Origin of the sequence: Psychrobacter sp. DAB_AL43B (assembly GCF_900168255.1) — a bacterium.
Classification (GTDB): Bacteria; Pseudomonadota; Gammaproteobacteria; order Pseudomonadales; family Moraxellaceae; genus Psychrobacter.
Genome location: NZ_LT799838.1, coordinates 784,456 through 808,823 on the forward strand (window position 1 = coordinate 784,456; position 24,368 = coordinate 808,823).

Annotated in this window: 21 protein-coding genes; 18 read left to right on the forward strand and 3 right to left on the reverse strand. The window is 43.8% G+C overall.

Annotated elements, in window-relative coordinates:
- The first annotated feature begins 528 nt into the window (after positions 1-528).
- The 14 genes from ndhC to DABAL43B_RS03470 all read left to right on the forward strand — a co-directional run bounded on the left by ndhC (position 529) and on the right by DABAL43B_RS03470 (position 17,939).
- The gene (ndhC, locus tag DABAL43B_RS03405) at positions 529-1,155 is read left to right on the forward strand and encodes an NADH-quinone oxidoreductase subunit A (RefSeq protein WP_079691066.1); all 627 of its coding nucleotides are present in this window, start codon (positions 529-531) and stop codon (positions 1,153-1,155) included.
- Positions 1,156-1,343: 188 nt separating this feature from the next.
- On the forward strand, positions 1,344-2,012 hold the full coding sequence (locus tag DABAL43B_RS03410) for a NuoB/complex I 20 kDa subunit family protein (protein WP_079691067.1): 669 nt from the start codon (positions 1,344-1,346) through the stop codon (positions 2,010-2,012).
- Positions 2,013-2,175: 163 nt separating this feature from the next.
- Positions 2,176-3,951, forward strand: a complete 1,776-nt coding sequence (nuoC, locus tag DABAL43B_RS03415; protein WP_079691068.1) for an NADH-quinone oxidoreductase subunit C/D — start codon at positions 2,176-2,178, stop codon at positions 3,949-3,951.
- A 156-nt stretch (positions 3,952-4,107) separates the two neighbouring features.
- Positions 4,108-4,617 carry an NADH-quinone oxidoreductase subunit NuoE gene (gene nuoE, locus DABAL43B_RS03420; RefSeq protein WP_079691069.1) on the forward strand — a complete coding sequence of 170 codons (510 nt, stop codon included), beginning with the start codon at positions 4,108-4,110 and terminating at the stop codon, positions 4,615-4,617.
- Entirely contained in the window at positions 4,614-6,038 is a 1,425-nt protein-coding gene (nuoF, locus tag DABAL43B_RS03425) for an NADH-quinone oxidoreductase subunit NuoF (RefSeq protein WP_079691070.1), read from the forward strand. Before nuoE ends, nuoF begins: the two co-directional genes overlap by 4 nt.
- A 10-nt stretch (positions 6,039-6,048) precedes the next feature.
- Positions 6,049-9,165, forward strand: a complete 3,117-nt coding sequence (gene nuoG, locus DABAL43B_RS03430; RefSeq protein ID WP_079691071.1) for an NADH-quinone oxidoreductase subunit NuoG — start codon at positions 6,049-6,051, stop codon at positions 9,163-9,165.
- Between the two features lie 49 nt (positions 9,166-9,214).
- On the forward strand, positions 9,215-10,210 hold the full coding sequence (gene nuoH, locus DABAL43B_RS03435; protein WP_171996367.1) for an NADH-quinone oxidoreductase subunit NuoH: 996 nt from the start codon (positions 9,215-9,217) through the stop codon (positions 10,208-10,210).
- A 55-nt stretch (positions 10,211-10,265) separates the two neighbouring features.
- Positions 10,266-10,814: an NADH-quinone oxidoreductase subunit NuoI gene (nuoI, locus tag DABAL43B_RS03440; RefSeq protein ID WP_079691073.1), complete on the forward strand. Its 549-nt coding sequence runs from the start codon at positions 10,266-10,268 to the stop codon at positions 10,812-10,814.
- Positions 10,811-11,530: an NADH-quinone oxidoreductase subunit J gene (gene nuoJ / locus DABAL43B_RS03445; protein ID WP_079691074.1), complete on the forward strand. Its 720-nt coding sequence runs from the start codon at positions 10,811-10,813 to the stop codon at positions 11,528-11,530. Before nuoI ends, nuoJ begins: the two co-directional genes overlap by 4 nt.
- A gap of 98 nt (positions 11,531-11,628) precedes the next feature.
- Positions 11,629-11,937: an NADH-quinone oxidoreductase subunit NuoK gene (nuoK, locus tag DABAL43B_RS03450; RefSeq protein WP_045445153.1), complete on the forward strand. Its 309-nt coding sequence runs from the start codon at positions 11,629-11,631 to the stop codon at positions 11,935-11,937.
- A gap of 4 nt (positions 11,938-11,941) precedes the next feature.
- Positions 11,942-13,816 carry an NADH-quinone oxidoreductase subunit L gene (nuoL, locus tag DABAL43B_RS03455; protein WP_079691075.1) on the forward strand — a complete coding sequence of 625 codons (1,875 nt, stop codon included), beginning with the start codon at positions 11,942-11,944 and terminating at the stop codon, positions 13,814-13,816.
- A gap of 1 nt (position 13,817) precedes the next feature.
- Positions 13,818-15,443 (forward strand): NADH-quinone oxidoreductase subunit M, encoded by a 1,626-nt coding sequence (gene nuoM, locus DABAL43B_RS03460; protein WP_079691076.1) that lies wholly within the window; start codon positions 13,818-13,820, stop codon positions 15,441-15,443.
- Positions 15,444-15,446: 3 nt separating this feature from the next.
- Positions 15,447-16,925: an NADH-quinone oxidoreductase subunit N gene (locus DABAL43B_RS03465; RefSeq protein ID WP_079691077.1), complete on the forward strand. Its 1,479-nt coding sequence runs from the start codon at positions 15,447-15,449 to the stop codon at positions 16,923-16,925.
- Positions 16,926-17,096: 171 nt separating this feature from the next.
- A complete protein-coding gene (locus tag DABAL43B_RS03470; RefSeq protein ID WP_079691078.1) occupies positions 17,097-17,939 on the forward strand; it encodes a ferredoxin--NADP reductase in 843 nt (280 codons plus the stop codon).
- A 114-nt stretch (positions 17,940-18,053) separates the two neighbouring features.
- Here DABAL43B_RS03470 and DABAL43B_RS03475 read toward each other — a convergent pair whose 3' ends face one another.
- Entirely contained in the window at positions 18,054-18,851 is a 798-nt protein-coding gene (locus DABAL43B_RS03475; RefSeq protein WP_227516730.1) for a hypothetical protein, read from the reverse strand.
- 364 nt (positions 18,852-19,215) lie between these two features.
- Between DABAL43B_RS03475 and DABAL43B_RS03480 the strand changes: the two genes are divergently transcribed.
- On the forward strand, positions 19,216-20,103 hold the full coding sequence (locus tag DABAL43B_RS03480; protein ID WP_227516731.1) for an energy transducer TonB: 888 nt from the start codon (positions 19,216-19,218) through the stop codon (positions 20,101-20,103).
- A gap of 153 nt (positions 20,104-20,256) precedes the next feature.
- Positions 20,257-21,132, forward strand: a complete 876-nt coding sequence (locus DABAL43B_RS03485) for a mechanosensitive ion channel family protein (protein ID WP_079691080.1) — start codon at positions 20,257-20,259, stop codon at positions 21,130-21,132.
- Here DABAL43B_RS03485 and ybeY read toward each other — a convergent pair.
- On the reverse strand, positions 21,129-21,728 hold the full coding sequence (gene ybeY / locus DABAL43B_RS03490) for an rRNA maturation RNase YbeY (protein ID WP_079691081.1): 600 nt from the start codon (positions 21,726-21,728) through the stop codon (positions 21,129-21,131). The genes DABAL43B_RS03485 and ybeY overlap by 4 nt on opposite strands.
- A gap of 231 nt (positions 21,729-21,959) precedes the next feature.
- On the opposite strand from ybeY, the gene DABAL43B_RS03495 reads away from it, so the two are divergent.
- Positions 21,960-22,787 (forward strand): hypothetical protein, encoded by an 828-nt coding sequence (locus DABAL43B_RS03495; RefSeq protein WP_079691082.1) that lies wholly within the window; start codon positions 21,960-21,962, stop codon positions 22,785-22,787.
- Positions 22,788-22,915: 128 nt separating this feature from the next.
- On the opposite strand, the gene DABAL43B_RS03500 is transcribed toward DABAL43B_RS03495, so the two are convergent.
- Entirely contained in the window at positions 22,916-24,001 is a 1,086-nt protein-coding gene (locus tag DABAL43B_RS03500) for a PhoH family protein (protein WP_079691083.1), read from the reverse strand.
- Between DABAL43B_RS03500 and DABAL43B_RS03505 the strand changes: the two genes are divergently transcribed.
- Positions 24,000-24,179, forward strand: coding sequence for a hypothetical protein (locus DABAL43B_RS03505; RefSeq protein ID WP_079691084.1), 180 nt, complete (start codon positions 24,000-24,002; stop codon positions 24,177-24,179). The genes DABAL43B_RS03500 and DABAL43B_RS03505 overlap by 2 nt on opposite strands.
- Positions 24,180-24,368 lie beyond the last annotated feature (189 nt).

Here is a 24,368-nt window from a genome sequence, read left to right on the forward strand (position 1 = left end):
ATACCAGGGCCTTTTTAGAAATATAGATATGGGCTTAATATAAGGTAACGTCTGTATCATAGTTTATGGTACAAAAAACATATTTTTTTTGCAGATAAAGTGACCGTTCAATACAGTTAAAAACTAGCTTTTAATTGCCGATATGCGTATAGTACGTAAATAATTTATGCCAGTTGTCACGTCATTGTTGACCACGTGTAATGAGCTATTAAATCAATTAAGTAAACTATCAAATATGATATTGATTTAATAAGTTGATCTTACGTTGTTACAAGATGCGTTGGGCGACCAGCCTTTTATCCGCGTATACAGCGGACACTCTACAGTTGGTCACGTCTGACATCGTCGTCAATAAGCTTGATAATTGGTTATTACCAGCACAGACCCTAAAATAGTTACTTAAATACAGTGACTCAATGACAGTCACTTTGTGTTTTCGTCTGTGTTATGCCTGTCGCTAGACGGCCTTAAATGGGTCAGTACTTGCGCTGCGCTTAACACTCGATTGGGTGAGGAGCACGTATTATCATGTCTGCTTTTAATTGGTCAGCAATTGCTTTTATTTTAGCCGCCATTGCGCTAGTTATTTTTATGCTGGTCGTTCCGCGCCTGCTCGGCGGTCGCTCTCACGGCTCACAAAAAGAAGAAGTATTTGAAGCGGGTGTTGTCGGAGCTGGCAACGCCCGTATTCGTTTGTCTGCCAAATTCTATTTGGTGGCAATCTTCTTTGTTATTTTTGACCTAGAAGCGCTATATTTATATGCTTATGCCGTTTCGGTACGTGAAGCGGGTTGGCTTGGTTTTGCAGCAGCAGCGATATTTATCACGATCTTAATCATTGGCTTGGTATACGAGCTGAGCTTAGGTGCGATGAACTGGGCGCCATCTGATAAACGTCTCAAAAAACCGCGTTTATATGCCGCCCCTGCAGGTTTCAATTTGGCAGACATCACCCAGTTTGATGGTGTTGATGAGCTAATGATCGACCCTACGGGCAAGATACCTGCGCAATCTTCAGGACAGATTAACGTCTCAAACAATATTGAGACCAATCGCCGCCATTTAAAAAATCTTGATCATAATATTAATACCACGGGTAATGTTACTTCTGTGGACTTTGCGACGTCTGCGCAACCAGATAAGGTTAAACGTTAATTAGCTCTAATGGTTTTGCCAGTTTTGCTTAAAATTTGTATGGCCTGTTAGAAGCGGAATGCAGAGTACGGTGACACAAACAGGTTTATAATAAATTTATATTAATGATCAGTTATTAATAATAAAAGTTATGGTGATATTGGTGACAAGATAATGGTCACCTTCGCTTAAAATAAAGGTTGTATGTTATGAAATACACATTAACAAAAGCCAACCCTGATGCAGATGTTTATCCTGCTCAGACACGCCAAACCGTCAATGATCCGATGGAAGATGAAGTCAATAAAAACGTCTTTATGGGTCGTCTAGAAGATCTTGTGCACTCGACAGCAAACTGGGGGCGTAAGCATTCATTATGGCCATTTAACTTTGGTACCTCTTGCTGTTATGTCGAATATGCCACCACACTAACGGCGGTTCATGATTTGTCACGCTTTGGTGCCGAAGTTATTCGTGCATCGCCCCGTCAGGCGGACGTGATGATCGTCGCTGGTACTTGCTTTGTCAAAATGGCACCGGTTATTCAGCGCCTTTACGAGCAAATGCTTGAGCCAAAATGGGTCATCTCTATGGGCGCTTGTGCCAACTCGGGTGGCATGTACGATATTTATTCAGTCGTACAAGGCGTAGATAAAATTATTCCAGTCGATGTCTATATACCAGGCTGTCCGCCGCGTCCAGAAGCGTTGATTCAAGGCCTAATGTTATTGCAAGAATCTATTACTAAAGAACGTCGCCCATTAGGTATTCATGTCAATGATCAGGGTATCTATCAGCCGCAAATGACGCCTGAGCGTGACCGTAAGCAAGCGGATCGTATCGCTGTGAAAAACTTACGTAGCCCAGATAGTATTTAGTCAAGCCGTTTATTTTAGTATTTGCTTCGGTAACTCGGCTCAATAGTTAATAATTCATAGCAATGCTCATTACGCATACGCTCATCATAGTTCGGTTATGATTAATATAGTTCGGTTATGATTGACATAGTTCAGTTATGATTAATGAAGGAATACATCATTCATGGTCACGGTAGTCGAAAACATAGATCCTAAGATCAAACCTGTCCCAGCGGTTATCAAAGAGCTGGAAGAGAAATATGCTGGTAAGTTTGTCGTGCAGCACACGGTTGATGACATTCCAACGGTTTGGGTGGCACGCGCTGATTTATTAGACGTTCTCTTGTTCCTGCGTAAATTGCCAAAACCTTATGTCATGCTATTTGACTTGTCAGCGATAGATGAGCGTTTACGCCAGCATCGCCAAGGTTTGCCTGATAGTGACTTTACGGTGTTTTATCATTTGATGTCGCTTGAGCGTAATAGCGATGTACGTATCAAAGTCGCACTCAGTGAAGACGATCTAAATGTCCCAAGCGCGACGCAGATTTGGCCAAATGCCAACTGGTATGAGCGCGAAGTATGGGATATGTTTGGTATTGTCTTTACAGGGCATCCGCATTTAACCCGTATTCTACTACCTAAATATTGGGAAGGTCATCCACTGCGTAAAGAGTATCATGCGCGTGCGACTGAGTTTACGCCTTACTTCCTAAATAATGCTAAACAACAATACGAGCAAGAAAACTTGCGCTTCGTCCCTGAAGAGTGGGGCATGAAGCGTTCGGGGCGTGACGAAGACTTTATGTTCTTGAACATTGGTCCTAACCATCCATCTGCACATGGTGCGTTCCGTTTGGTACTACAGCTCGATGGCGAAGAAGTGGTTGATTGTATTCCAGATATTGGCTATCACCATCGCGGCGCAGAAAAGATGGCTGAGCGCCAAACATGGCACTCATTTATTCCATATACCGATCGTATTGATTATCTCGGCGGTGTGATGAATGAGCTACCTTACATCATGTCGGTTGAAAAGCTTGCAGGAATTACCATTCCGCCTCGCGCTGAAACCATTCGCGTGATGATGAGTGAGTTTTTCCGTATTACCAATAACTTACTATTTGTCGGTACCTTTATTCAGGATGCGGGTGGTATGACGCCGGTATTCTATATGTTTACCGATCGCCAAAAAGCTTACGATGTCATCGAAGCAGTGACCGGTTACCGTATGCATCCAGCTTGGTTCCGTATCGGTGGTACGGCACACGATTTACCGCGCGGCTGGCAGCGTCTGGTACGCGAGTTTTTAGATTGGATGCCAAAACGCTTGGATGAGTATGTCAAAGCGGCATTGCAAAACAGCGTGCTTAAAGGTCGTACCCAAGGTGTTGCGCAATATAATACCAAGCAAGCATTAGCATGGGGTGTCACTGGCGCAGGTTTACGTGCGACAGGTTTAGATTTTGATCTACGTAAAGCGCGACCGTACATGGGTTATGAGAACTACGACTTTGAAGTGCCAGTTGGCTATAACGGTGATGCATACGATCGCTGTATGGTGAAAGTCGAAGAGATGCGCCAGTCGCTGCGTATCATTCGTCAATGTATGGACAATATGCCGCAAGGGCCTTATAAAGCTGATCATCCATTAACGGTACCACCGCCGAAAGACCGTACATTGAATGATATTGAGACCTTGATTAACCACTTTATCTCCGTATCTTGGGGTCCTGTGATGCCAGCGGGCGAATGTGCAACGATCGTTGAGGCGACCAAAGGTCTGAATAGTTATTATATAACTTCAGATAAAGCCACGATGAGCTATCGTACGCGTATCCGTACACCAACATTTGCACATATCCAGCAAATGCCATCGGTGATTAATGGTTCGCTCGTATCTGATGCCATCATGTATTTGGCGTCGATTGATATTGTGATGGCGGATTGTGACCGTTAGAGTATTTGTGGTTATGAGTTTATCGTAATCACGTTATACGTTTTAAAAGTAAGACAAGTTCATTAATATGTTATTGCCAAATTGGCACACCAAAACGCTGTCATTGCGCTATGAGCGCAACACAAGCAGTGGGCTGAGTGAGGAAAGAAAAAGATTATGAGAATTGTTTCCGATAAAATGCCAAAAGTAGATGTGGCAAGTATCTTAACCGTTGAAGAAATCGCGGCTATTCATGAGTTTGTGCATCATTATCCACATCCGCGTGCAGCGTCTTTAGATTCGCTAAAAATCGTGCAAAAGCGTAACGGCTGGGTCGATGATGCGCAAGTCAATGCCATTGCCAATATTCTAAATGTTCCTATAACCGATATGGATGGGGTAGCCACCTTCTTTAACCGTATCTATCGTCAGCCGGTTGGTCGTCATGTCATCCTCATTTGTGATTCAGTGGCTTGTTATCTAACAGGCTACGAAGCGCTTGCCGCTGAACTAAAATCGCAGCTGGGTATCGACTATGGTCAAACGACGACTGACGGTCGTTTTACGCTATTGCCAATTTGCTGTTTGGGTAACTGTGATAAAGGTCCTGCGGTGTTGATTAATGAAGACACCTATGGTCCTGTACAGCCTGACGAAGTTGCCCAATTGTTGGAGCTATACGCATGAGATTAACCGTTTCAGAGCAGATTGCTCTTCGCAGCCAAGGCAAAGCACCAAGCCAACTTAATGAGCAGCGTATTCCGGTATATGGTGACAAAGCGACGGCTACCAGTGAAACCAAACCACTAACATGGCGCTTAGCACATCATGACGCGGTATTAGATTTAGCGACTTATGAATCACTACGTGGTTTTGAAGCGTTAAAGATGGCGTTAAATCAATCGCCAGATGACACCTTAAATACTATTAAAGAAGCAGTAGTAAAAGGTCGTGGCGGTGCAGGTTTCCCAGCGGGTATCAAATGGTCGCTGATGGCACCACCTGATGGTGGTCCACGCTACTTAGTCTGTAATGCCGATGAGATGGAGCCGGGTACTTTTAAAGACCGTTTGCTCATGGAGCGTCTGCCATTACAGCTCATCGAAGGTATGTTGATATCTGCCTACGCTATCGGTGCAACTGCTGGTTATATCTTTATCCGTGGTGAATATATTTTAGCTGCTGAGCGTCTAACGGCAGCGATCGAAGAGTTAAAAGCCAATAATCTAGTCGGTGACAATATTTTAGGGTCAGATTTCAGTTTTGATTTGCACGTACATACTGGCGCTGGTCGTTATATCTGCGGTGAAGAAACGGCCTTAATTAACTGTTTAGAAGGTCGCCGTGCTAACCCGCGTACTAAACCGCCATTCCCGCAAGTAGCTGGAGCATGGGGGCGTCCAACCGTTGTTAATAACGTTGAAACCCTACATAACGTCTCAGCGATTATTTTACATGGTAGCAAGTGGTATCAAGATTTACCAAAAGCCAAAGGCGTGGTAGAAACGCCGGGTACCAAACTATTTGGCTGTTCAGGTCTGGTTAATGATCCAGGTTTGTGGGAATTGCCATTTGGTTATACCGCACGTGAAATTATTGAAGATTTTGCTGGCGGTATGCAAGAAGGTCGTACGCTCAAAGCATGGTTACCTGGTGGTGCATCAACTGACTTTTTAACAGCTGATCATTTAGATACCGTCGTCGATTTTGATACCATCCAAAAAGCCGGTAGCCGTATGGGTACTGGGCTGATTATGGTCGTCGATGAAGAGCAAGATATGGTGCCATTACTGCGCAATCTTGAGATTTTCTTTCAGCGTGAGTCGTGTGGTTGGTGTACGCCATGCCGTGATGGTCTACCTTGGGGTGTTAAAATCCTCACTGCCATCAATGATGGTGAAGGTCAAATCGGTGATGTTGAAAAGTTAGAAGGTTTAACCCGTGATTTATGGATCGGTAAAACTTTCTGCGCGCATGCCCCAGGCGCAATGGAACCACTGATGAGTGCAATTAAATATTTCCGTCCTGAGTTTGATCAAAAAATTGCGCAGGCGGTCGGTAAAGATGTTATTGAGGCTGCAGCCAGTCAACAGCCAGATGTGAAATAAGGAGAGCGGCATGGCAGTCATACATATTGATGGAACCACTGTCGAAGTAGATAGCGCGGACAACTTGCTACAAGCATGCTTGTCACTCGGCATTGATGTGCCGTATTTTTGTTATCACCCAGCCCTCGGCTCAGTAGGCTCTTGCCGTCAGTGCGCGGTTAAGCAATATCAAAGCAAAGAAGATATGGAAGCGGGTCGTGGTCGCCTTGTCATGTCATGTATGGTCGCACCCAGCGATGATATGTACATTTCGGTCACTGATGATGAGGCCAAGGCGTTCCGTAAGTCGATGGTTGAGCTGTTGATGATTAACCATCCGCATGACTGCCCAACTTGTGAAGAGGGTGGACATTGTCATTTGCAAGATATGACTTATATGTCAGGTCATCACCGTCGTCGCTACCGCTTTACCAAACGTACGCATCATAATCAAGAGCTGGGTCCTTTTATCGCTCATGAGATGAACCGTTGTATCGCTTGCTACCGCTGTGTACGTTTTTATAAAGACTATGCGGGCGGTGAAGATTTGGGTGTTTATGGCTCAAATGAACGGGTTTATTTTGGTCGTGATAAAGATGGTCAGTTTGAGAGTGAGTTTTCAGGTAACTTAACGGAAGTCTGTCCAACCGGCGTATTTACCGACAAGACGCATTCCGATCGTTATAACCGTAAATGGGACATGCAGTATGCCCCAAGCATCTGTCATGGTTGTTCAGCAGGTTGTAATATTTCCGCCGGTGAGCGCTATGGTGAATTGCGCCGTATTGAAAACCGTTATAACGGTGAAGTAAACCGTTACTTCTTATGTGATCGCGGTCGCTTTGGTTACGGTTATGTCAATCGTGAAGATCGTCCAACCCAAGCGCTTGAGCGTATCAATGATAAACACGTCAAAATCAATATCGACTATGCGCTTGATGAAACCATTAAGCGTATTAAAGATAAAAAAGTCATCGGTATTGGCTCGCCACGTGCCAGTTTAGAGACCAACTTTGCGCTAAAAAACCTCGTTGGTTTTGATGATTTCTCAACCGGTCTCAATCATCAGCAGCAAGCATTGGTCAATAAATGTATTGAAGTACTAAGTACTGAAAGCATCTATAACCCAGGCATGACTGATATTGAAAGTCACGATGCGGTTTTGGTTTTGGGTGAAGATATTACTCAAACCTCACCACGTGTCGCACTATCTATTCGTCAAGCGGCGAAAAATGAAGCCCTCAAAATGGCGGCTGCGACCAAAACGCAATCATGGTTGGCTGAGCCAGTCAAGCGCATTGCTCAAGGCGCGCAAAGTCCGGTATATATCATTGATGTGACCCAAACCAAACTTGAAGACATCAGTAAGGTCAGCGTAGTAGCGACACCTGAAGATATCACCAAACTTGGTTTCAAAGTTGCAAATGAGATTGCTAACTTTGCGGATGATTTAGCAAAAATAGTGGACCCAAAAACAGCTGAACAAGATGCAGATATTGATACTGGTATTGACGCTATGCAAGCGCTGGCACAGCAAATCGCTTATGATTTGATCCAAGCGGATAAGCCATTAATCGTATCTGGCAGCAGCTTATCGTCTATCGCCTTGATAGAAGCGGCTGCGCAAATCACGCAAGCATTAAGCCAAAAGCGTGCAGCCATTAAAGCAACTGAACAGTATGAAGTTGAGACGCATAACGAGAAGGTCGAAGCAGCTGAAGCGCAAGCGGCAACCACTCAGCAAACCGAAGATAAAGAGCTATCTGCTAAACCAAACAAACCTGAAACAGGTGTGGATACAGAAGCGCAAGATGATGTTGAGCGTAAGCCTGCAACCAAACTTGAGCTAAAAGAAGTCAATAAAAAATACCACGCTCAAGCCGGTATTTATTTAGCGGTTGCTGATGCCAATAGTATCGGTGTCTGTTTGCTTGGCGGACATTCAGTCGAAGAATTACTGGCCACTGATTTTGATGTAGTGATAGTCGCTGAAAATCAGCTGACCGATGCTATTGACGCGAATAAATTAACCCAGCTATTGACCGACAAAACCGTCATTGCGCTGGATCATCAGTTGCTTGATTGGCATAAAGACGTCGATATTGTATTACCGGCAGCAAGTTTTGCTGAAGCAGATGGCACGCTAGTTTCCGCTGAAGGCCGTGCTCAACGATTCTTCCAAGTCTATGATAACGAATATTATCATCCGCTAAGCAGTATTAAAGAAGGCTGGCGCTGGTTACATGCCGTACACAGCAGCTTAGAAGGTCGTGATGTCGACTGGACACAGCTTGATGATGTGATTAACGCTTTGATTGCGACGCATCCTAAGCTTGCGGGTATTAAAGAGGCGGCACCCGATGCTGACTACCGGATGACTGGTCTGAAAATTGCCCGTCAGCCGCGCCGTTACTCAGGTCGTACTTCTATGCGCGCGCCTGTCTCTGTTCATGAGCCGATGCAGCCAAAAGATTTGGATACCGGTTTAACCTTCTCAATGGAAGGTTATAGTGGCAAACAAACACCAAGCTCAATGATTCCTTTTGCCAATGCGCCAGGTTGGAACTCACCGCAAGCGTGGAATAAATATCAAGATAAAGTCGGTGGCAGTCTTAGAAATGGTGATCCGGGCGTACGCCTATTTGATCAGCTAGAGCGCCTGCCGATGCGTCAATATGTTGCGCCAGAAGCGATGTCTTCGACCACGACGGATATGCAGCAAGGACAAGCCAAGCTAGTGCCTATTTATAATATCTATGCCAGCTCAATGATGACGTCACGTAGCCCAGTCGTTGCTGAACAATTACTGGTTGCAACATGGCATATAGGTATTGATGATGCTAAAGAGTGGGGTCTGGTTGCTGGCGATTATTTAGCTATTGAGATTGATAAACAGCAAATTACCTTACCTATTCAGCTTGTTGGCTATTTAGCAGAAGGCTGTATTGGTTATCCGGTCGGACAAGTAAGCATCATTCATCCATCAATGCCAGCATCGGTACGCAAAGTAGATGCACCAATTACCATGATGGGTAGTATGGCGGACGACAGTGCTTTAAAGAGCCATGCTGAAGCTAACAATAATAGTAACCGCGCAACGCCAGCCACTGTAGCTACTACAGCGCCGACCACCACACAGGAGGTGTAATATGCAAGTTACCCGTATTATCCCCGATGTGCCAAGCTTTTTGGCGGGTATGATGACCTTTGATACTTGGTCTATACTTTTTATGGTCGTACAATCGCTGGTCATCTTTTTAGTGGTGGTGATTGTCGCTGCGATGATGATTGTTTATGAGCGCCGGATGCTAGCTTTATGGCAAGACCGTTATGGTCCAAACCGTGTCGGACCGTTTGGTTCGTTGCAGCTGGTTGCTGATATGCTCAAAATCTTCTTTAAAGAAGATTGGACGCCAAATTTTACCGATAAGTTCATGTTTACCTTGGCGCCTGCGGTTGCGATGTTTACCGCTTTGGCTTCATTTGCCATTATTCCTGTTTCACCAACCCTTGGGGTCGCTGATTGGGATATTGGTATTTTGTTCTTTTTTGCCATGGCAGGTATTGCGGTTTATGCAGTACTGTTTGGTGGTTGGGCGTCAGCCAATAAATTCTCACTACTCGGCGGCTTACGTTCAGCCGCGCAAACGATTAGTTATGAGGTTTTCTTAGGTTTGTCGTTGATGGGCGTTGTTGCATTAACAGGCTCATTTAACTTACGTGCGATTGTCGAAGCGCAGGCTGATGGCTGGTATATCATCCCGCAGTTCTTTGGCTTTTTAACCTTTGTCGTCGCAGGTGTGGCCGTTACGCATAGACATCCATTTGATCAGCCAGAAGCAGAGCAAGAACTTGCTGAAGGTTATCACGTTGAATACTCTGGCATGAAGTTCGGTATGTTCTTTATTGGCGAATACGTCAACGTCGTACTAATTTCTGCGCTGATGACGTGTCTGTTTTTTGGTGGTTGGTTGGCACCTTTTAACTTAAATATTCCGTTTATTCCACCAGCTTTTTGGTTCATGATTAAAACGCTATTCTTTATGACCATGTTTATTTTGGCTCGAGGCTCACTCATGCGTCCGCGCTATGATCAGGTGATGAACTTTGGCTGGAAAGTCTGTCTGCCGGTAACTTTGATTAACCTATTGGTTACTGCTGCAGTCATTTTGATTTTTTCCCCAACGTTGTAATCATTACTAGCCATCACTGATGAACTAGGGTAAAGCTGATAAGGATAATAATCCCATGTTTACTACTATAAAAAAGACCGTCATTGGTATGTTTACCATTGTCCGCAGCATGTGGATGGTCAATAGTCATGCGATCAGACCACGTGACACCATTCTTTATCCTGAGGTGCCGGTACCTGTACCGCCACGTTTTCGTGGACGGATTATATTGTCTCGAGACCCTGATGGCGATGAGCGCTGTGTTGCTTGTAACTTATGCGCCGTGGCATGTCCAGTGGGTTGTATCTCGTTGCAAAAAGCGGAACGTGAAGATGGACGCTGGTATCCAGAGTTCTTTCGAATCAACTTTTCACGCTGTATTTTTTGTGGATTGTGTGAAGAAGCTTGTCCAACGACGGCCATTCAGATGACCCCTGATTTTGAGATGGGTGAATACGTCCGTCAAGACTTGGTCTATGAAAAAGAGCATTTGCTCATCTCAGGACCGGGTAAATATCCCGATTATAACTATTATCGCGTGACGGGTATGGCGGTAGCAGATAAACCAAAAGGAGCGGCGCAAAACGAAGCTGCACCGATTGATCTAAGGAGCTTGCTACCATGATGAATATCTTGAATAATCCTGAATTGGCAGGGTTTTATTCGCTCGCAGCCGTGGCCATATTTGCCAGTTTGCGGGTGGTGACCCAAGCCAATCCAGTCCATGCTATTTTATCGATGATTGTATCGTTACTAGCAATCGCCGGTATATTTTTTGTGATAGGTGCGCCGTTTGCTGGAGCACTTGAAATAGTCGTCTACGCTGGCGCCATTATGGTGCTGTTCGTCTTTGTTATCATGATGCTAAATTTAGGCATGCGTAATGATGAGCGTGAAGAGCGCTGGCTTGATGCTGGCACTTGGGCGATACCGACGGGGCTAACGGTTATTATCGCGGTTGTGCTGTATGCGATGATTGGCCTTAATCATGATGAAGCAGCTGTGATTGGTGGTTCAACTATTTCAGCCAAAGCAGTGGGCACAGTGCTATTTACTAAATATATTATGCTGATAGAAGTCGCCGCATTGCTACTATTAGCTGCCTTAGTTGCGGCTTATCATTTAGGCAAAGAGTCTATCGATGATGAGATTATCGGCAACGATAGCTTAGTAGCCAATCCAAATGACGGCAGTATTGAGCTGTACGAAAACGACAGCATACATAACAATAACGATGCAGTAAAGATGGCAAAGCCATACGAATATAAAGATGTCGACCCGCATGACTATGTAGGTATGCAGGTGGGTGCGAAGAAAGTCACGCGCAAGGAGTCGGATTAATGGTACTAGCAGCGAGCGTGGCACAAGAGGTTGCAAATGTGCCGTTTGCCCACGAGGTAGCAGGCTTAGTGCAGCCGGTTGCTGAGGCGCAGAATGTACTGGGTATGATACCCATGAGCCATGGATTGATTTTGGCAGGTATCTTGTTTGCGATTGGTCTGTGCGGTGTCATGGTACGGCGTAATTTCTTATTTATGCTGATGAGTCTTGAGATCATGATGAATGCGACAGCACTGGCATTTGTGGTGGCAGGTAGCCGCTGGGTCGATCCAGATGGACAGATTATGTTTATCTTTATTTTGACCTTAGCAGCGGCCGAGGCGGCCATTGGTTTGGCAATATTATTGCGTTTTTATCATCAGCGTGGGCATCTCGATGTCGACAGCGCCAATGAGATGAAAGGATGATGTCATGAGTTTATTACCATTAACCTTTATATTCCCGCTCGTTGGCTTTTTGATTCTAGCCTTTATGCGCGACAAGTTAAGCGAGCAGGTAGCAGCGATTGTCGGTGTTGGTAGCATGCTGCTATCAGCACTCTGTACGCTAGTTGTTAGCTATACCTTTTTAACAACGAATCCAGCCGGAACAGTGGTAGAAATTCCGCTGTGGACGTGGTTTCAAGTCGGTGATTTTGCACCGAAATTTGGCTTAAGTTTTGATGGTTTAGCATTGACGATGACTGGGGTTATTACCGGCATTGGCTTTTTGATTCATCTGTTTGCCGCATGGTATATGAAAGGTGATTCAGGCTTTGCGCGCTTCTTTAGCTACATGAACTTGTTTGTCGCTAGTATGTTATTACTGGTATTGGCGGATAATTTATTCCTACTGTATCTCGGTTGGGAAGGCGTTGGTATCTGTTCTTACTTGCTGATTGGTTTTTATTATCATGACCGCGCCAATGGTCGTGCAGCGATGAAAGCCTTTACCGTTACCCGTGTTGGTGATGTGTTCTTAGCTTTTGGTTTGTTTTTATTATTCCGTGAATTTGGTACGCTTAATATCCAAGAGATTATTACTCGTGCCCCGGAAGTTTTTGATATTAATAACCCTACGATGATTTTGACTACCATGATGTTGGTTGGTGGTGCGATGGGTAAATCAGCACAGCTACCGCTACATACTTGGCTTGCTGATGCGATGGCAGGTCCAACGCCAGTATCGGCATTGATTCACGCGGCGACGATGGTTACCGCTGGTGTTTATTTAATCGCCCGTCTACATCCATTATTTATATTGACGCCTGGTGTATTGTTGTACTGGGTTGGGGCAGTGGGTGCATTGACACTCGTTGTTGCTGGCTTTTGTGCGCTGGCACAAACCGACATCAAGCGTATCCTTGCTTATTCGACCATGAGCCAAATCGGCTATATGTTCTTAGCGTTGGGCGTTGGTGCATGGCAAGGCGCTATCTTCCACTTGATGACCCATGCTTTCTTTAAAGCATTGTTATTCTTATCATCAGGTGCTGTGATTCTTGCGGTACATCATGAGCAAAACATCTTTAAGATGGGCGGCTTACGTAAAAAGATTCCATTGGTCTTCTGGTGCTATATCGTCGGTGGCGGTGCATTGGCGGCGATACCTTGGGTAACCGTTGGTTTTTACTCTAAAGAAGCGATTCTTTGGGAGAGTTATGCAACCGGTCATATGGTCTTATTCTATATGGGTGTATTCGGTGCTTTCTTAACCGCGCTTTATACCTTCCGTATGATTTGGATTATCTTCTTTGGTGAAGAGAAAACGCACGCACATAAACTATCTGGTGTGTCGTATTGGCTGCCGCTTAGTGTATTGCTAGTATTATCGACGGCAGTAGGTGCGTTTATTACGCCGCCATTACAAGGCGTATTGCCAGAGAGTGTTGGGCATTTACTAGAAGTTGCTGGTCAAGCGCAGGGCAAACACACGGCAGAATATATCGCCATGGGTGCGATGCTTGCTGGTTTGATCATCGCAGCGCTGTTATATGTGGTCGATAAAGGTCGACTGCTCACAAGCTTTAAGCGCTCGAGTATCGGTGGGGCGTTATATCATTGGTGCTATCACGGTATGGGCTTTGACGCGCTATACGATATAGTTTTTGTAAAACCCTTTTTGTTCATCGGCCGCTTATTTAAAGCCGATCCTGTTGATAAAACGTGGCTGCTACTACCTAAGCTGGCATCAGCAGGTAATAAGGTATTGTCTGCGACGCAAACAGGGTCACTTCGAGGTTATGCTGCAAGCTTTGGCTTGGGTATGGCTGTGCTGTTGGTGCTGGTAATGATGACGGTGGTATAAGATGATAGAGTTACAACAAACGTGGATGCTACCAGCATTAATAGCCATTCCTTTTATTGCAGGATTGCTATGTTGGCTGGTTGAACGCTTTAATAAACGTCTGCCACGCTGGATTGCCTTAATCGGTATGACGTTGACCTTTGTATTGTCGTTAGTGTTATGGCAATACGGCGATTTTTCTGGCATGAGTAAGCAAGTCATTGCGCCAGACGCAAACGTGCCTTGGGTTGCTGAGTTCAGTGTGCCTTGGATACCAAGCTTTGGTATCAGCTTTCATTTAGCCTTAGATGGTTTATCGCTGATGATGGTTGCTTTAACAGGGCTGCTTGGTGTTGCGGCAGTTGCTTGTTCGTGGAACGAGATTCAGCGCCGCGTTGGCTTCTTCCATCTAAACTTACTATGGAGTTTGGGCGGAGTTATTGGTGTATTTTTAGCCATTGATATGTTCTTATTCTTCTTCTTTTGGGAGATGATGCTGGTTCCTATCTACTTCTTGATCGCGATTTGGGGTCATGACGTCGTTGGCAAAACCAAAGAATACGCAGCAACTAAATTTTTTATTTATACCCAAGCTTCTGGGCTTATCATGCTCATCGGTATTTTGGTATTGGTCATTATCAGCTACGCGCAAAAAGGCGTGGTTAGCTTCAATTATAATGACCTGCTCGGTACGCCACTTGGCGGCTGGGAATATCCAATCATGCTGTGCTTCTTTATTGGCTTTGCGGTTAAGTTGCCGATCATTCCGTTCCATGGCTGGTTACCTGATGCGCATGCGCAGGCACCAACGGCAGGTTCGGTGGATTTGGCAGGGGTTCTGATTAAGACGGCAGCTTATGGTTTGATTCGTTTTGTCTTACCATTATTTCCAGCCGCATCACAAGATTTCGCCCCGATAGCGATGACCTTGGGTACGATTGGTATCTTTTATGGGGCGTGGCTCGCCTTTATGCAGACCGATATGAAGCGTTTGCTCGCTTATACCAGTATTTCGCATATGGGTTTTGTGGTATTGGCTATTTATGCCGGTACTTTATTAAGCTTGCAAGGTTTGATGATTCAAATGCTGGCACACGGTTTGAGCTCAGCAGCACTGTTTATCATGGCAGGTCAGTTATATGAGCGTCTACATACGCGTGATCTAACCTTGATGGGGGGCATGTGGGGTCAGTTCCGTTATTATGCACCGATACTGATGTTTTTCTGTGCCGCTTTACTTGGTATTCCGGGAACAGGTAACTTCATCGGCGAGTTCATGATTTTATTTGGGGCGTTTGCTCAGTATCCAGTGTTTGTAGTATTTGCGACATTCAGCTTAGTATTGGCAGGTTTATACTCGCTTATTTTGATTCATAAGGCGTTATTCGGTACCAATAATATTAAAGAATTGGCACTGCGCGAGACCAAATTGCACGGTCTGCCGGAGCGTCCATTAAAAGATTTGGGCAAGCGCGAGCTGTCATTACTATTAATGCTTGCCGCAGGCTTAGTCTGGCTCGGACTGTATCCACAACCGTTCCTTGATACCTCAAGTCACGCGATGCAGTGGATTAATAACGCCTATATATACAGTCAAGTAACACAAGTAGATGCATCACAACTGCTTGATGCAATGGAGGCACGTTAAGTCATGAACGATTTTACGATGAATGATTTGATGGGGCTACTGCCTTATGCACCAATCATTACTGTAGTCATTACGGTATTGGTGGTCATGATTGCCATCACCATTAAGCGCTCACATATGGTGACCGGTACTATCTCGGTCGTCGGTCTGAATATCGGTCTGTTTATTTTGCTTGGGCAAATGGCAGGCATAGTCGATAGTGGGTCGTTAGTACCAGCGGCTGAGCAGTTATTCGTGATTGATAACTTTGCTCAGTTCAATATGGTGATTATCTTTATCTGTGCATTGGCATGTTGTACGCTATCCTATGCTTATTTAGCCGATTTAAAAGACCATAAAGAAGAGCTGTATTTGCTCATGCTGCTATCAACGGTTGGCGCCCTGCTTATGGTAAGCGCGCAGCATTTGGCATCATTCTTTATGAGCTTAGAGATGCTATCGATACCGCTATACGGCATGCTGGCATATACCTATATGCGTAAACGCTCGCTTGAATCAGGACTGAAGTATTTGGTGCTGTCAGCGACGGCATCGGCAACGCTGCTGATGGGTATGGCGTTTATTTATGCGCAAGTGGGTACGCTCGCTTTTAAACCTATTAGTATGGCCTTAGTTGATGTCTTTGAGTCGCCACTCTTGATTTTAGGCGCGGCGATGATGATGTTCGGTATCGCCTTTAAACTCTCTGCTGCTCCTTTTCATATGTGGACGCCGGATGTTTATGAAGGCGCACCTGCACCTATCGCCACCTATCTAGCATCAGTATCAAAAGTAGCTATGATGGCGCTAGCGGTTCGATTCTTAATCGATACGTCTTTATTGGCGCTGCCATCGGTACAAATGCTGCTGATGGTCATGGCAACCTTATCGATTTTGGTGGGTAACTTACTAGCCGTACGCCAAACCAGCCTCAAACGTCTCTTGGGTTATTCTTCGATTGCTCATATGGGTTACGTGCTTATCGTGATTGTCAGCATTGGCTCAGCCGCTGATAGTATCTCTAGCATGTATATGGCGGTTTATGCCTTTACCTCTATTGGTGCATTTGGTGTCGTGACCTTGATGTCGAGCCCTTATCGCTTATCTGGTGAAGCCGATCAATTGACTCATTATCAGGGTCTGTTTTGGCGACGTCCGGTATTGACTGCAGTCATGACCATCATGATGTTGTCGTTAGCGGGTATTCCATTGACTGCAGGATTTATTACCAAGCTGTTCGCTATTCTTGCTGCCGTACAAGGTACCAACTGGTTCTTGGCAGCGATGATTATCTTAGGCAGCTCAATTGGTTTGTTCTACTACTTGCGCGTTATGCTCACGCTATTTAAACGTCCGAAACAGTTTATTGAATTTGACGTTTCTGGACAATGGGGTCTACGTACCGGTGGTATCATGGTCATTGCGGTAACGGCAATGATTGTGTTCTTTGGCGTATTACCAAACAGTATGATTGAATGGGCGAGTTTGGCTCGTATTTGGTAAGCATAAAAAAGAGCAGATAAGTGGCTGCACGCTGGTGCTGCTACTTATTGATTGTTACGGTTAGAAGACCAAGATGCGCCCGCTTTATGATAAGCTTGGCGCATCTTTTTTATTTGTGTTGTTGGGTTTCTAAAAAAATAAATATCAATAAAATGTGGGTAATTCATTATTATGAGTGACAATATTCAAAGAGTAACCGTACTCAGTAAAACCACTTGGACGCCGAATTTATTTAGCTTTACCGTTAGCCGTCCTGATAGCTTTAAATTCACCGCTGGGCAATTCGTGCGTTTGGGTGTTAATCCCAGTCAGTTAAAGTATTATAAACAACAGAGTGACGCAGCGAACGATGCCTCTGATGAAGAACTAGAAGAAGCGCTAAACGAAGATATTTTCCGCGCTTATTCGATTGTATCTTCACCCTTTGATGAGGTGTTAGAGTTTTTCTCTATCGTTATCCCTGATGGCGCATTTACCTCGCAACTGCAACATCTGCAAGTAGGCGATGAGCTATTGCTTAATACCATGCCTTTTGGGTTTTTAACCTTAGCGCGTTATCAGAAGCCATTACCAAAGGATTTATGGCTATTAGCGACGGGCACAGGTCTAGCACCCTTCTTATCCATGCTACAAGATTTGAAAACATGGGAAGATTATGAGCATATTGTATTGGCTTATAGTGCACGCTCAACAGAAGAGCTGGCCTACGTTGAGAAAATTAAAAATCTGCAAGAAGATTTTGGTGACTTGGTCGATAATCCAGCACAATTAATTTTTATACCGATTGTTACCCGTGAAGCTGTAGAAGGTGCACTGACAGAACGTCTGCCAAAACTACTTTTAGATGGGACGTTACAAGAGCGAGCTGGGATTGCTTTAGATATCGATAGCACGCACGTCATGCTCTGCGGTAATCCAGAAATGGTAGAAGACACTAAAGAAACTCTAAAAACGCTAGGATTGATTATGAATCGTCGTGGGGAAGGCAATATTGCGGTAGAAAATTACTGGTAGTTGTAGGGTCAACTTGAATCTATTGTAAAATCCCTTTATAAAAAACGCTGGCTCTAAAAGACATTTGTCTCTAAGAGTCAGCGTTTTTTTGATAAAAGTTGATAGTTGGTTTTTTTACACTTGGCTTGGTACGGTAGCGTCATCTATTGGGTTAATAGGACCTTGCATTAATTCAGGCTCGTCCTTGTCGCTAATGATATCTTCGTTACTAGCTGACGCTAATAAATCTCGATAATTAATTTGAGCTTTCAAAATCATTTGTTCTTCTTCAAGCTCACCGTAGTTTACTTGCACCTTATGCAAGGTGCTCATAATCTTTTTATTCTTTTTCAACCAGCGATTGATATCAAGATAAATAATCTCATCTTTTGCGCGAGCAATATTGATATAAGACAAAATGAATCCCAACGGGTCTTTTTTGAGGATACTGTGATAGAACCAGATGAATAGCTTGATACCTTGGCGCTTGATAAAAGATTCGCAGCGTAGATTAAGGATGTCGGTATAGGTTTGTTGACCAAAGACAAAGCGCTGAACGTTGCGATCAAGCTGTACGTGAACTAAGCTAAAGTTACTCGCCACCTCCGCATAAATGCCACCAGCATCGACCGTACAGTATAAGCGAAACCAGTCATCATGTAGCTCAACGCGCAGCTCTAAGATTGCCTTGACGTTGTCAGTGACAAATTTTTGCAGCGCATCATTGACGTAGGTTTGCGCCACCGGTAGCGCCAGTTCATCCTCAAGCTTATTAGTCGTTCTGTGATAGATATCTTTAATCGATTGGGTAAGACTATCCCATCCATCGCTAAATGAATCGTCAAAGCGATAGCCGATATGCTTAAAAAAGTCATCAAAGCTGTCTGAATGATCAATATGATCAATATGATCAAAGTTATCAGAATTACTCAAACTTATTATCCTTATAATTATCGCGGTCGTTATCTAGTCAATGGCGTAAAAAGTGGCTTATACGATACCTACAAAACAGTATATATCAAAATAGAGGCGTGCAAAATGAACAGCTACGTTTCGTTATCATTCATTTAACCATAATGGCGCATGGTTTTACCTCTTAATGCCCACTATGGTCAGATGATACGTATAAAGCCAAGCAATAATAAATAATAGGCAGGTAGATTAATGCATGCAGTATACGGTTGTGCTAGCGATGCAAATCTATGACATGTTATGATAGCGCCGGTATTGGTCGACATACGCTAATATTATCACGCTTATTGCCGACTGCCCTTATATTCACAAGCTGAGACCGACTGTGGCCTATATCAAAGACTCACAAAGCTACCATTTTTCAGCGCAAGCGCCGAAACGAGATATCAGCTTGCCTATGGCTATCGTCATTGCCGTAACGGCACATGCGTTACTCATTTTTGGTGTCAGCTTTTCGATGGGGCAAGACCCTGCTGGATTGATGCAAGACGTTGCCAAAGCGCTGACCGATAATATGCAGCCGAATGAAGATGCGCAATTTATTGCCAATGCATCACAAGAAGGTGGCGGTACGGTGCAAGAGCAATTACGACAAGAAACCGACCAAAGCAGTCCTTTGTCTGCTGACCAAATGAGTGAAACGCAAGACGTGATTAGCTTGCAGCGTCAGGTCCGGCAGCAGCGCTATCAAGAAAGCTACCTGCGTACCACGCTAAGCTGGCGTCAAGCGAGTGTGGAGTCTGATAACGATAGCAAGCAAGCACAAGATGATATGATGGCGCAAGAAGAACGTCTGCGCAAGCAAATCGCAACGTTAGAAGCTCAGCTGTCTCAGCGTCAGCAAATCTATGCGACCAAATCAAAAGTTGTGACCGTGGATAGCAACTCAACGACGCAAGGTGCAGCAGCCGATTATATCAATACCTTTCGGGAGCACGTTGAGCGCGTTGGTAATCTGCAATATCCTACCCAAGCGCGTGCGCAAGGCATCACCGGCGAAGTGCGCTTGATGGTAATTATCGCCAATGATGGTAATATCAAAGCCATTCGTTTGCTTGAGAGCTCAAACTCAACGATATTAGATGAAGCCGCTAAACAATCAGTCAGACAAGCCGCGCCATTCGGTAAATTTACTGAAGACATGAAAGATATTGTCGAGTTGCGTCTGATACGTACCTATCGTTATAGTGACATAGTAGAAGTGACGTATTAAAATGATCAGTCATAAATTAATACGTTAAAGAAGTGAGATGATGCGTCATATACTGGCTTTACCGCTGATAGATAGCCAAAATCATAAAGTCAGTTCATAAAGCGCATTTATAAAATACATTCATAAAACCCAGTTATAGAATAAAGAGTAAGCATGGAATTTTTAGGATTTACCCTTGATATTGCCACATTGACCAATAGTGCATTAGCCATATTATTTAAAGTGGCTTTAGCGCTACTCATATTTATCGTAGGACGTTGGCTTGCAAAAAAAGCGGTAGTAGTTGCGCATAGGCTGATGCTGCGTAGTCGCTTAGATGATACCGTGGCTAACTTTTTAGGTCGCCTGATGTATGGTTTGTTGTTGGTCATCGTTGCTTTGGCAGCATTGAGTAAAGTGGGTGTGCAGACCACTTCAGTGATTGCCATCTTGGGCGGTGCTGCGGTTGCGATTGGTTTGTCACTCAAGGATCAACTGTCAAACTTCGCCGCTGGCATCATGATTGTGACTTTTCGTCCATTTGTGCGCGGTGATTATGTACAAATTAGTAGTCATACCGGCACGGTCACAGAAATCACTTTGGTCAACACCCATTTGACGACCATAAACAATCACGACATCATCATTCCTAATGGCGACATTACCACTTCAGCGGTGATTAACTATACAGCGCTACCCAATCGCCGCGTCGATATTACTATCGGTATCGGCTATGATGCGGATATTAAAACTGCAAAAGATATCATGCTAAAACTAGCCAACGATAATGCGATGGCTTTCACTGACCCTGCGCCTATCGTTCGTGTTACTAACTTAGGCGACAATTCGGTCGATTTAACCTTAAACGTCTGGACGACTAATGGCGATTGGTGGTCAATGCAGTGTGATTTGCTTGAACAGTTTAAATACGCGCTGGATGATAATAAAATTGACATTCCATTCCCGCAGCGCAGTGTCCATGTTAAAGGGCTTGATCAGATGATTAATCAGATGGATCAAGCACAAAAATTGACGATGACGAAAAATTAAACATAAGGATTTGGTAGCTCTAAACCTGCCAAAATCTCAATTTCAAAACTTTCCATCTCATCTTGTTCAGCTTGTCCAAGCTCATGATCGAAACCTAACAGATGCAGCACACCATGTATTAATAAATGGCTAATGTGCTGTGTCACGGTTTTATTCTGCTCTGCGGCTTCACGTACCACCACTGCATGACAGATAACCAACTCGCCAAGCGGCAACGTTGGCATCAGCCCAATAATCGCTGCTGGCAAGTCGCTTGGGTAGGACAGAATATTGGTTGGATAATCTTTTTCTCGCGCCTCCAAATTAAGCTCGCGAGCTTCATTCTCATCCGTAATATAGATGTCTAGCCCTTTAGATTTTTCTTGCCATTGTTCAGCATCGATATCTTCAAAGTAGGGTAATGTTAGACCGTTCTTTATATGTTCATCAATGTAATCCAATGTCGCCATCATCACAGATTGTAAGTGGTTACGATTATAAAAGGTATCCAGTATTTCATCATCAATGCTATCACTTGCGCTGATATCGAGTGCGGCTAAGCTTGCATCATTCTCTTCAAAATGATGGTTAATGCGGTCATTATTGTCTTGATTCATAGAGTATCCTTTGCCTTGCTTATTCATTATTATCAAAAATAGTCAGAGTAAAAATAAGTGGTTTTTATTTTGAGATTACTCTGTGCGTTTATATTACTATAGCTAGGTTATGATGTCGCTGCTAGTAATGAATAGGGTGATTAACATCACGCTATGAGGGTTCTTTTTTATAAAAAGTAAACAGTCCTTTATCGTTGCAGTGTATTGCACATATTAAAGAGAGAATACAATATGAAAACACCTTTAGTCGTATTATTAGCAGTCGGGTTAACTTTAACTACTACGCAAATAAGCACAGCCAGCAATGTTGTTAATAGCAAAAACGCGTCTAATATCAATAAGCCAGCTAAGATGAAAAAGTATCAATGGGCAACTGAGCTTTGCGAAAACGAAGCCTACTATGATGCTTCCAAAATTTCTGTACAAAATATCGAAGACGGTTTTGAGATATTTAAGCGTCTGACGCAAGTGAATCTACCAAACTATGCGCCTTATACCCCAAAGGAGATGCGTCAGCTGAACAGTCAGTCTATAGGTAAACTAGAAACAGATTATCTACAGTTAAGTACTCAAGTAGAGCGATTAACGACTATACCGAAGCAGTCGAATTTTGATATGAGTTTTTTTAAGAAAAAGCTACAGCAGGACATCACTAATGAATATCAGCTGAATCGTTTAGGGTTAATGGCTTATTTAGATATCGGGCAAGCGTTGAAGGCGGCACCTAAAGTCTGTCAGGAATACCTAATACCGCTGAATCAAAGTCCGGAAAAATTGCAAGCTGCTTGGATGAGTTATACTTTAGAGCATATTCGACAGCAAGAGAAAATTGGTAATACTGGTTATAGCAAAAATGCAATGAACCGCTATCGCTCAGAAAAAGCAGAAGATGCGGTCAGTTATGCGAAGCTCGGTCTAGTTGGCTATGCATGGAATAATTGTTTAAATAGTCATTATAGTAAGCAAGAGCTGAACCCTGAACAGGTAAATAAAGCACAACAAGTTTTTGAGAAAATCGTCTTTAAAAATACTATAAAATCAAAATGTGAGATGCCTTGATGTGAGAGAACTTTATAGCGTGGTTTTTTAATGAAAAAATTTAGTAAATGATAGATGATAAAAAACCGGATATTAAATCCGGCTATTTTTTGAATCAATACTAATAATTTATAATTTAAGGGTATGAATTACATATGAGAGGTAGCATCTGCTATCGCTTGTTTGCGCTCTTGCTCAGCAATGAAGCGCTCTTGCCTACGTTTTTCTTCTAGTAGCAATTGCTCGTCATCAAAGACATCATAAGCCTCAACGATTTTTTGAACTAATTGATGGCGTACCACATCTTTTGAATCAAACTTGGTGATACGAATCTCTTCAATACCACTTAGGATTTCCATCGCTTGCGTCAGTCCTGATTTAGTACCGCGCGGCAAATCTACTTGGGTGATGTCACCGGTAATGACCGCACGTGAGCCAAAGCCCAAGCGTGTTAAGAACATTTTCATCTGCTCAGGTGTGGTGTTTTGTGCTTCATCCAAAATGACAAACGAGTTATTCAAAGTACGCCCACGCATATAGGCAAGCGGCGCCACTTCAATGATTTGCTTTTCAATCATCTTACTCACTTTCTCAAAACCAATCATCTCATACAGCGCATCATATAGAGGGCGCAAATATGGATCGATTTTTTGGGTCAAATCTCCCGGTAAAAACCCTAACTTTTCACCAGCTTCAACCGCAGGACGTACCAGCAAAATGCGTTCAATCTCATTCCGTTCAATCATATCAACGGCACAAGCAACGGCCAGATAAGTCTTACCGGTACCAGCAGGTCCAATACCAAACGATACATCAGAGGATAAAATATCCTTAACATAACGCTGCTGATTGCCACCGCGTGGGATGATTTTGCCGTTACGTGTACGCAGGCTAATGGGCGTAAAGTCACTCGGCGCTTCTAAGTCTTCCTCTTCGTCAGTCGGCTCTTCATCTTCTTCTATATCTTCATCGCGTGCGATGCTCGATTGAATGATGAGATGTAACTCTTCTGCGCTGATGTCTTTGGTGTTTTGCGCTTCATCGACCATTTTATAAATAATACGTTCGCCGCGTTCGACACCCGATATGTCGCCACTCAGACAGAAGTCGCCTTGGCGTTGGCTAATTTTGATATCGAGGCGTTGTTGAATGTATTTCATGTGGTTATTATATTCGCCAAGCACGGTTTTGAGCTGTGCTGGGGTCAAGGATTCAAATTTTATACGGCGGCTCATGGAATCAGTCAAGCGATTATCCTTGTATTGGTTGCCCGCTGCTATCGGTCATGCTTCCATGCGTCATAGGCGAACGAGCTTCAGAGATAAAATGGGTAGTCGTGCTTTATTGCTTTTAGATAGTAGAAATAAAAATGACGGAAAAATCGTTATTAGTGATATGAATGATAATAAGTAAATATCCTGCTTTCATTATGGTAGATAGTTTTTAAAATTCAAGCTATATAAAGGAATGCAGCGCTTTGTTTTTGTATGGGGATTGCAACTACTGAGATAAGTTTTTCTAGCTTGCTATTCACAGGCATGACAAAGGCTGCAAGAAATTTAGCTATTACAGGGTTTGGACACTCTGCATAGCCGTTATGGA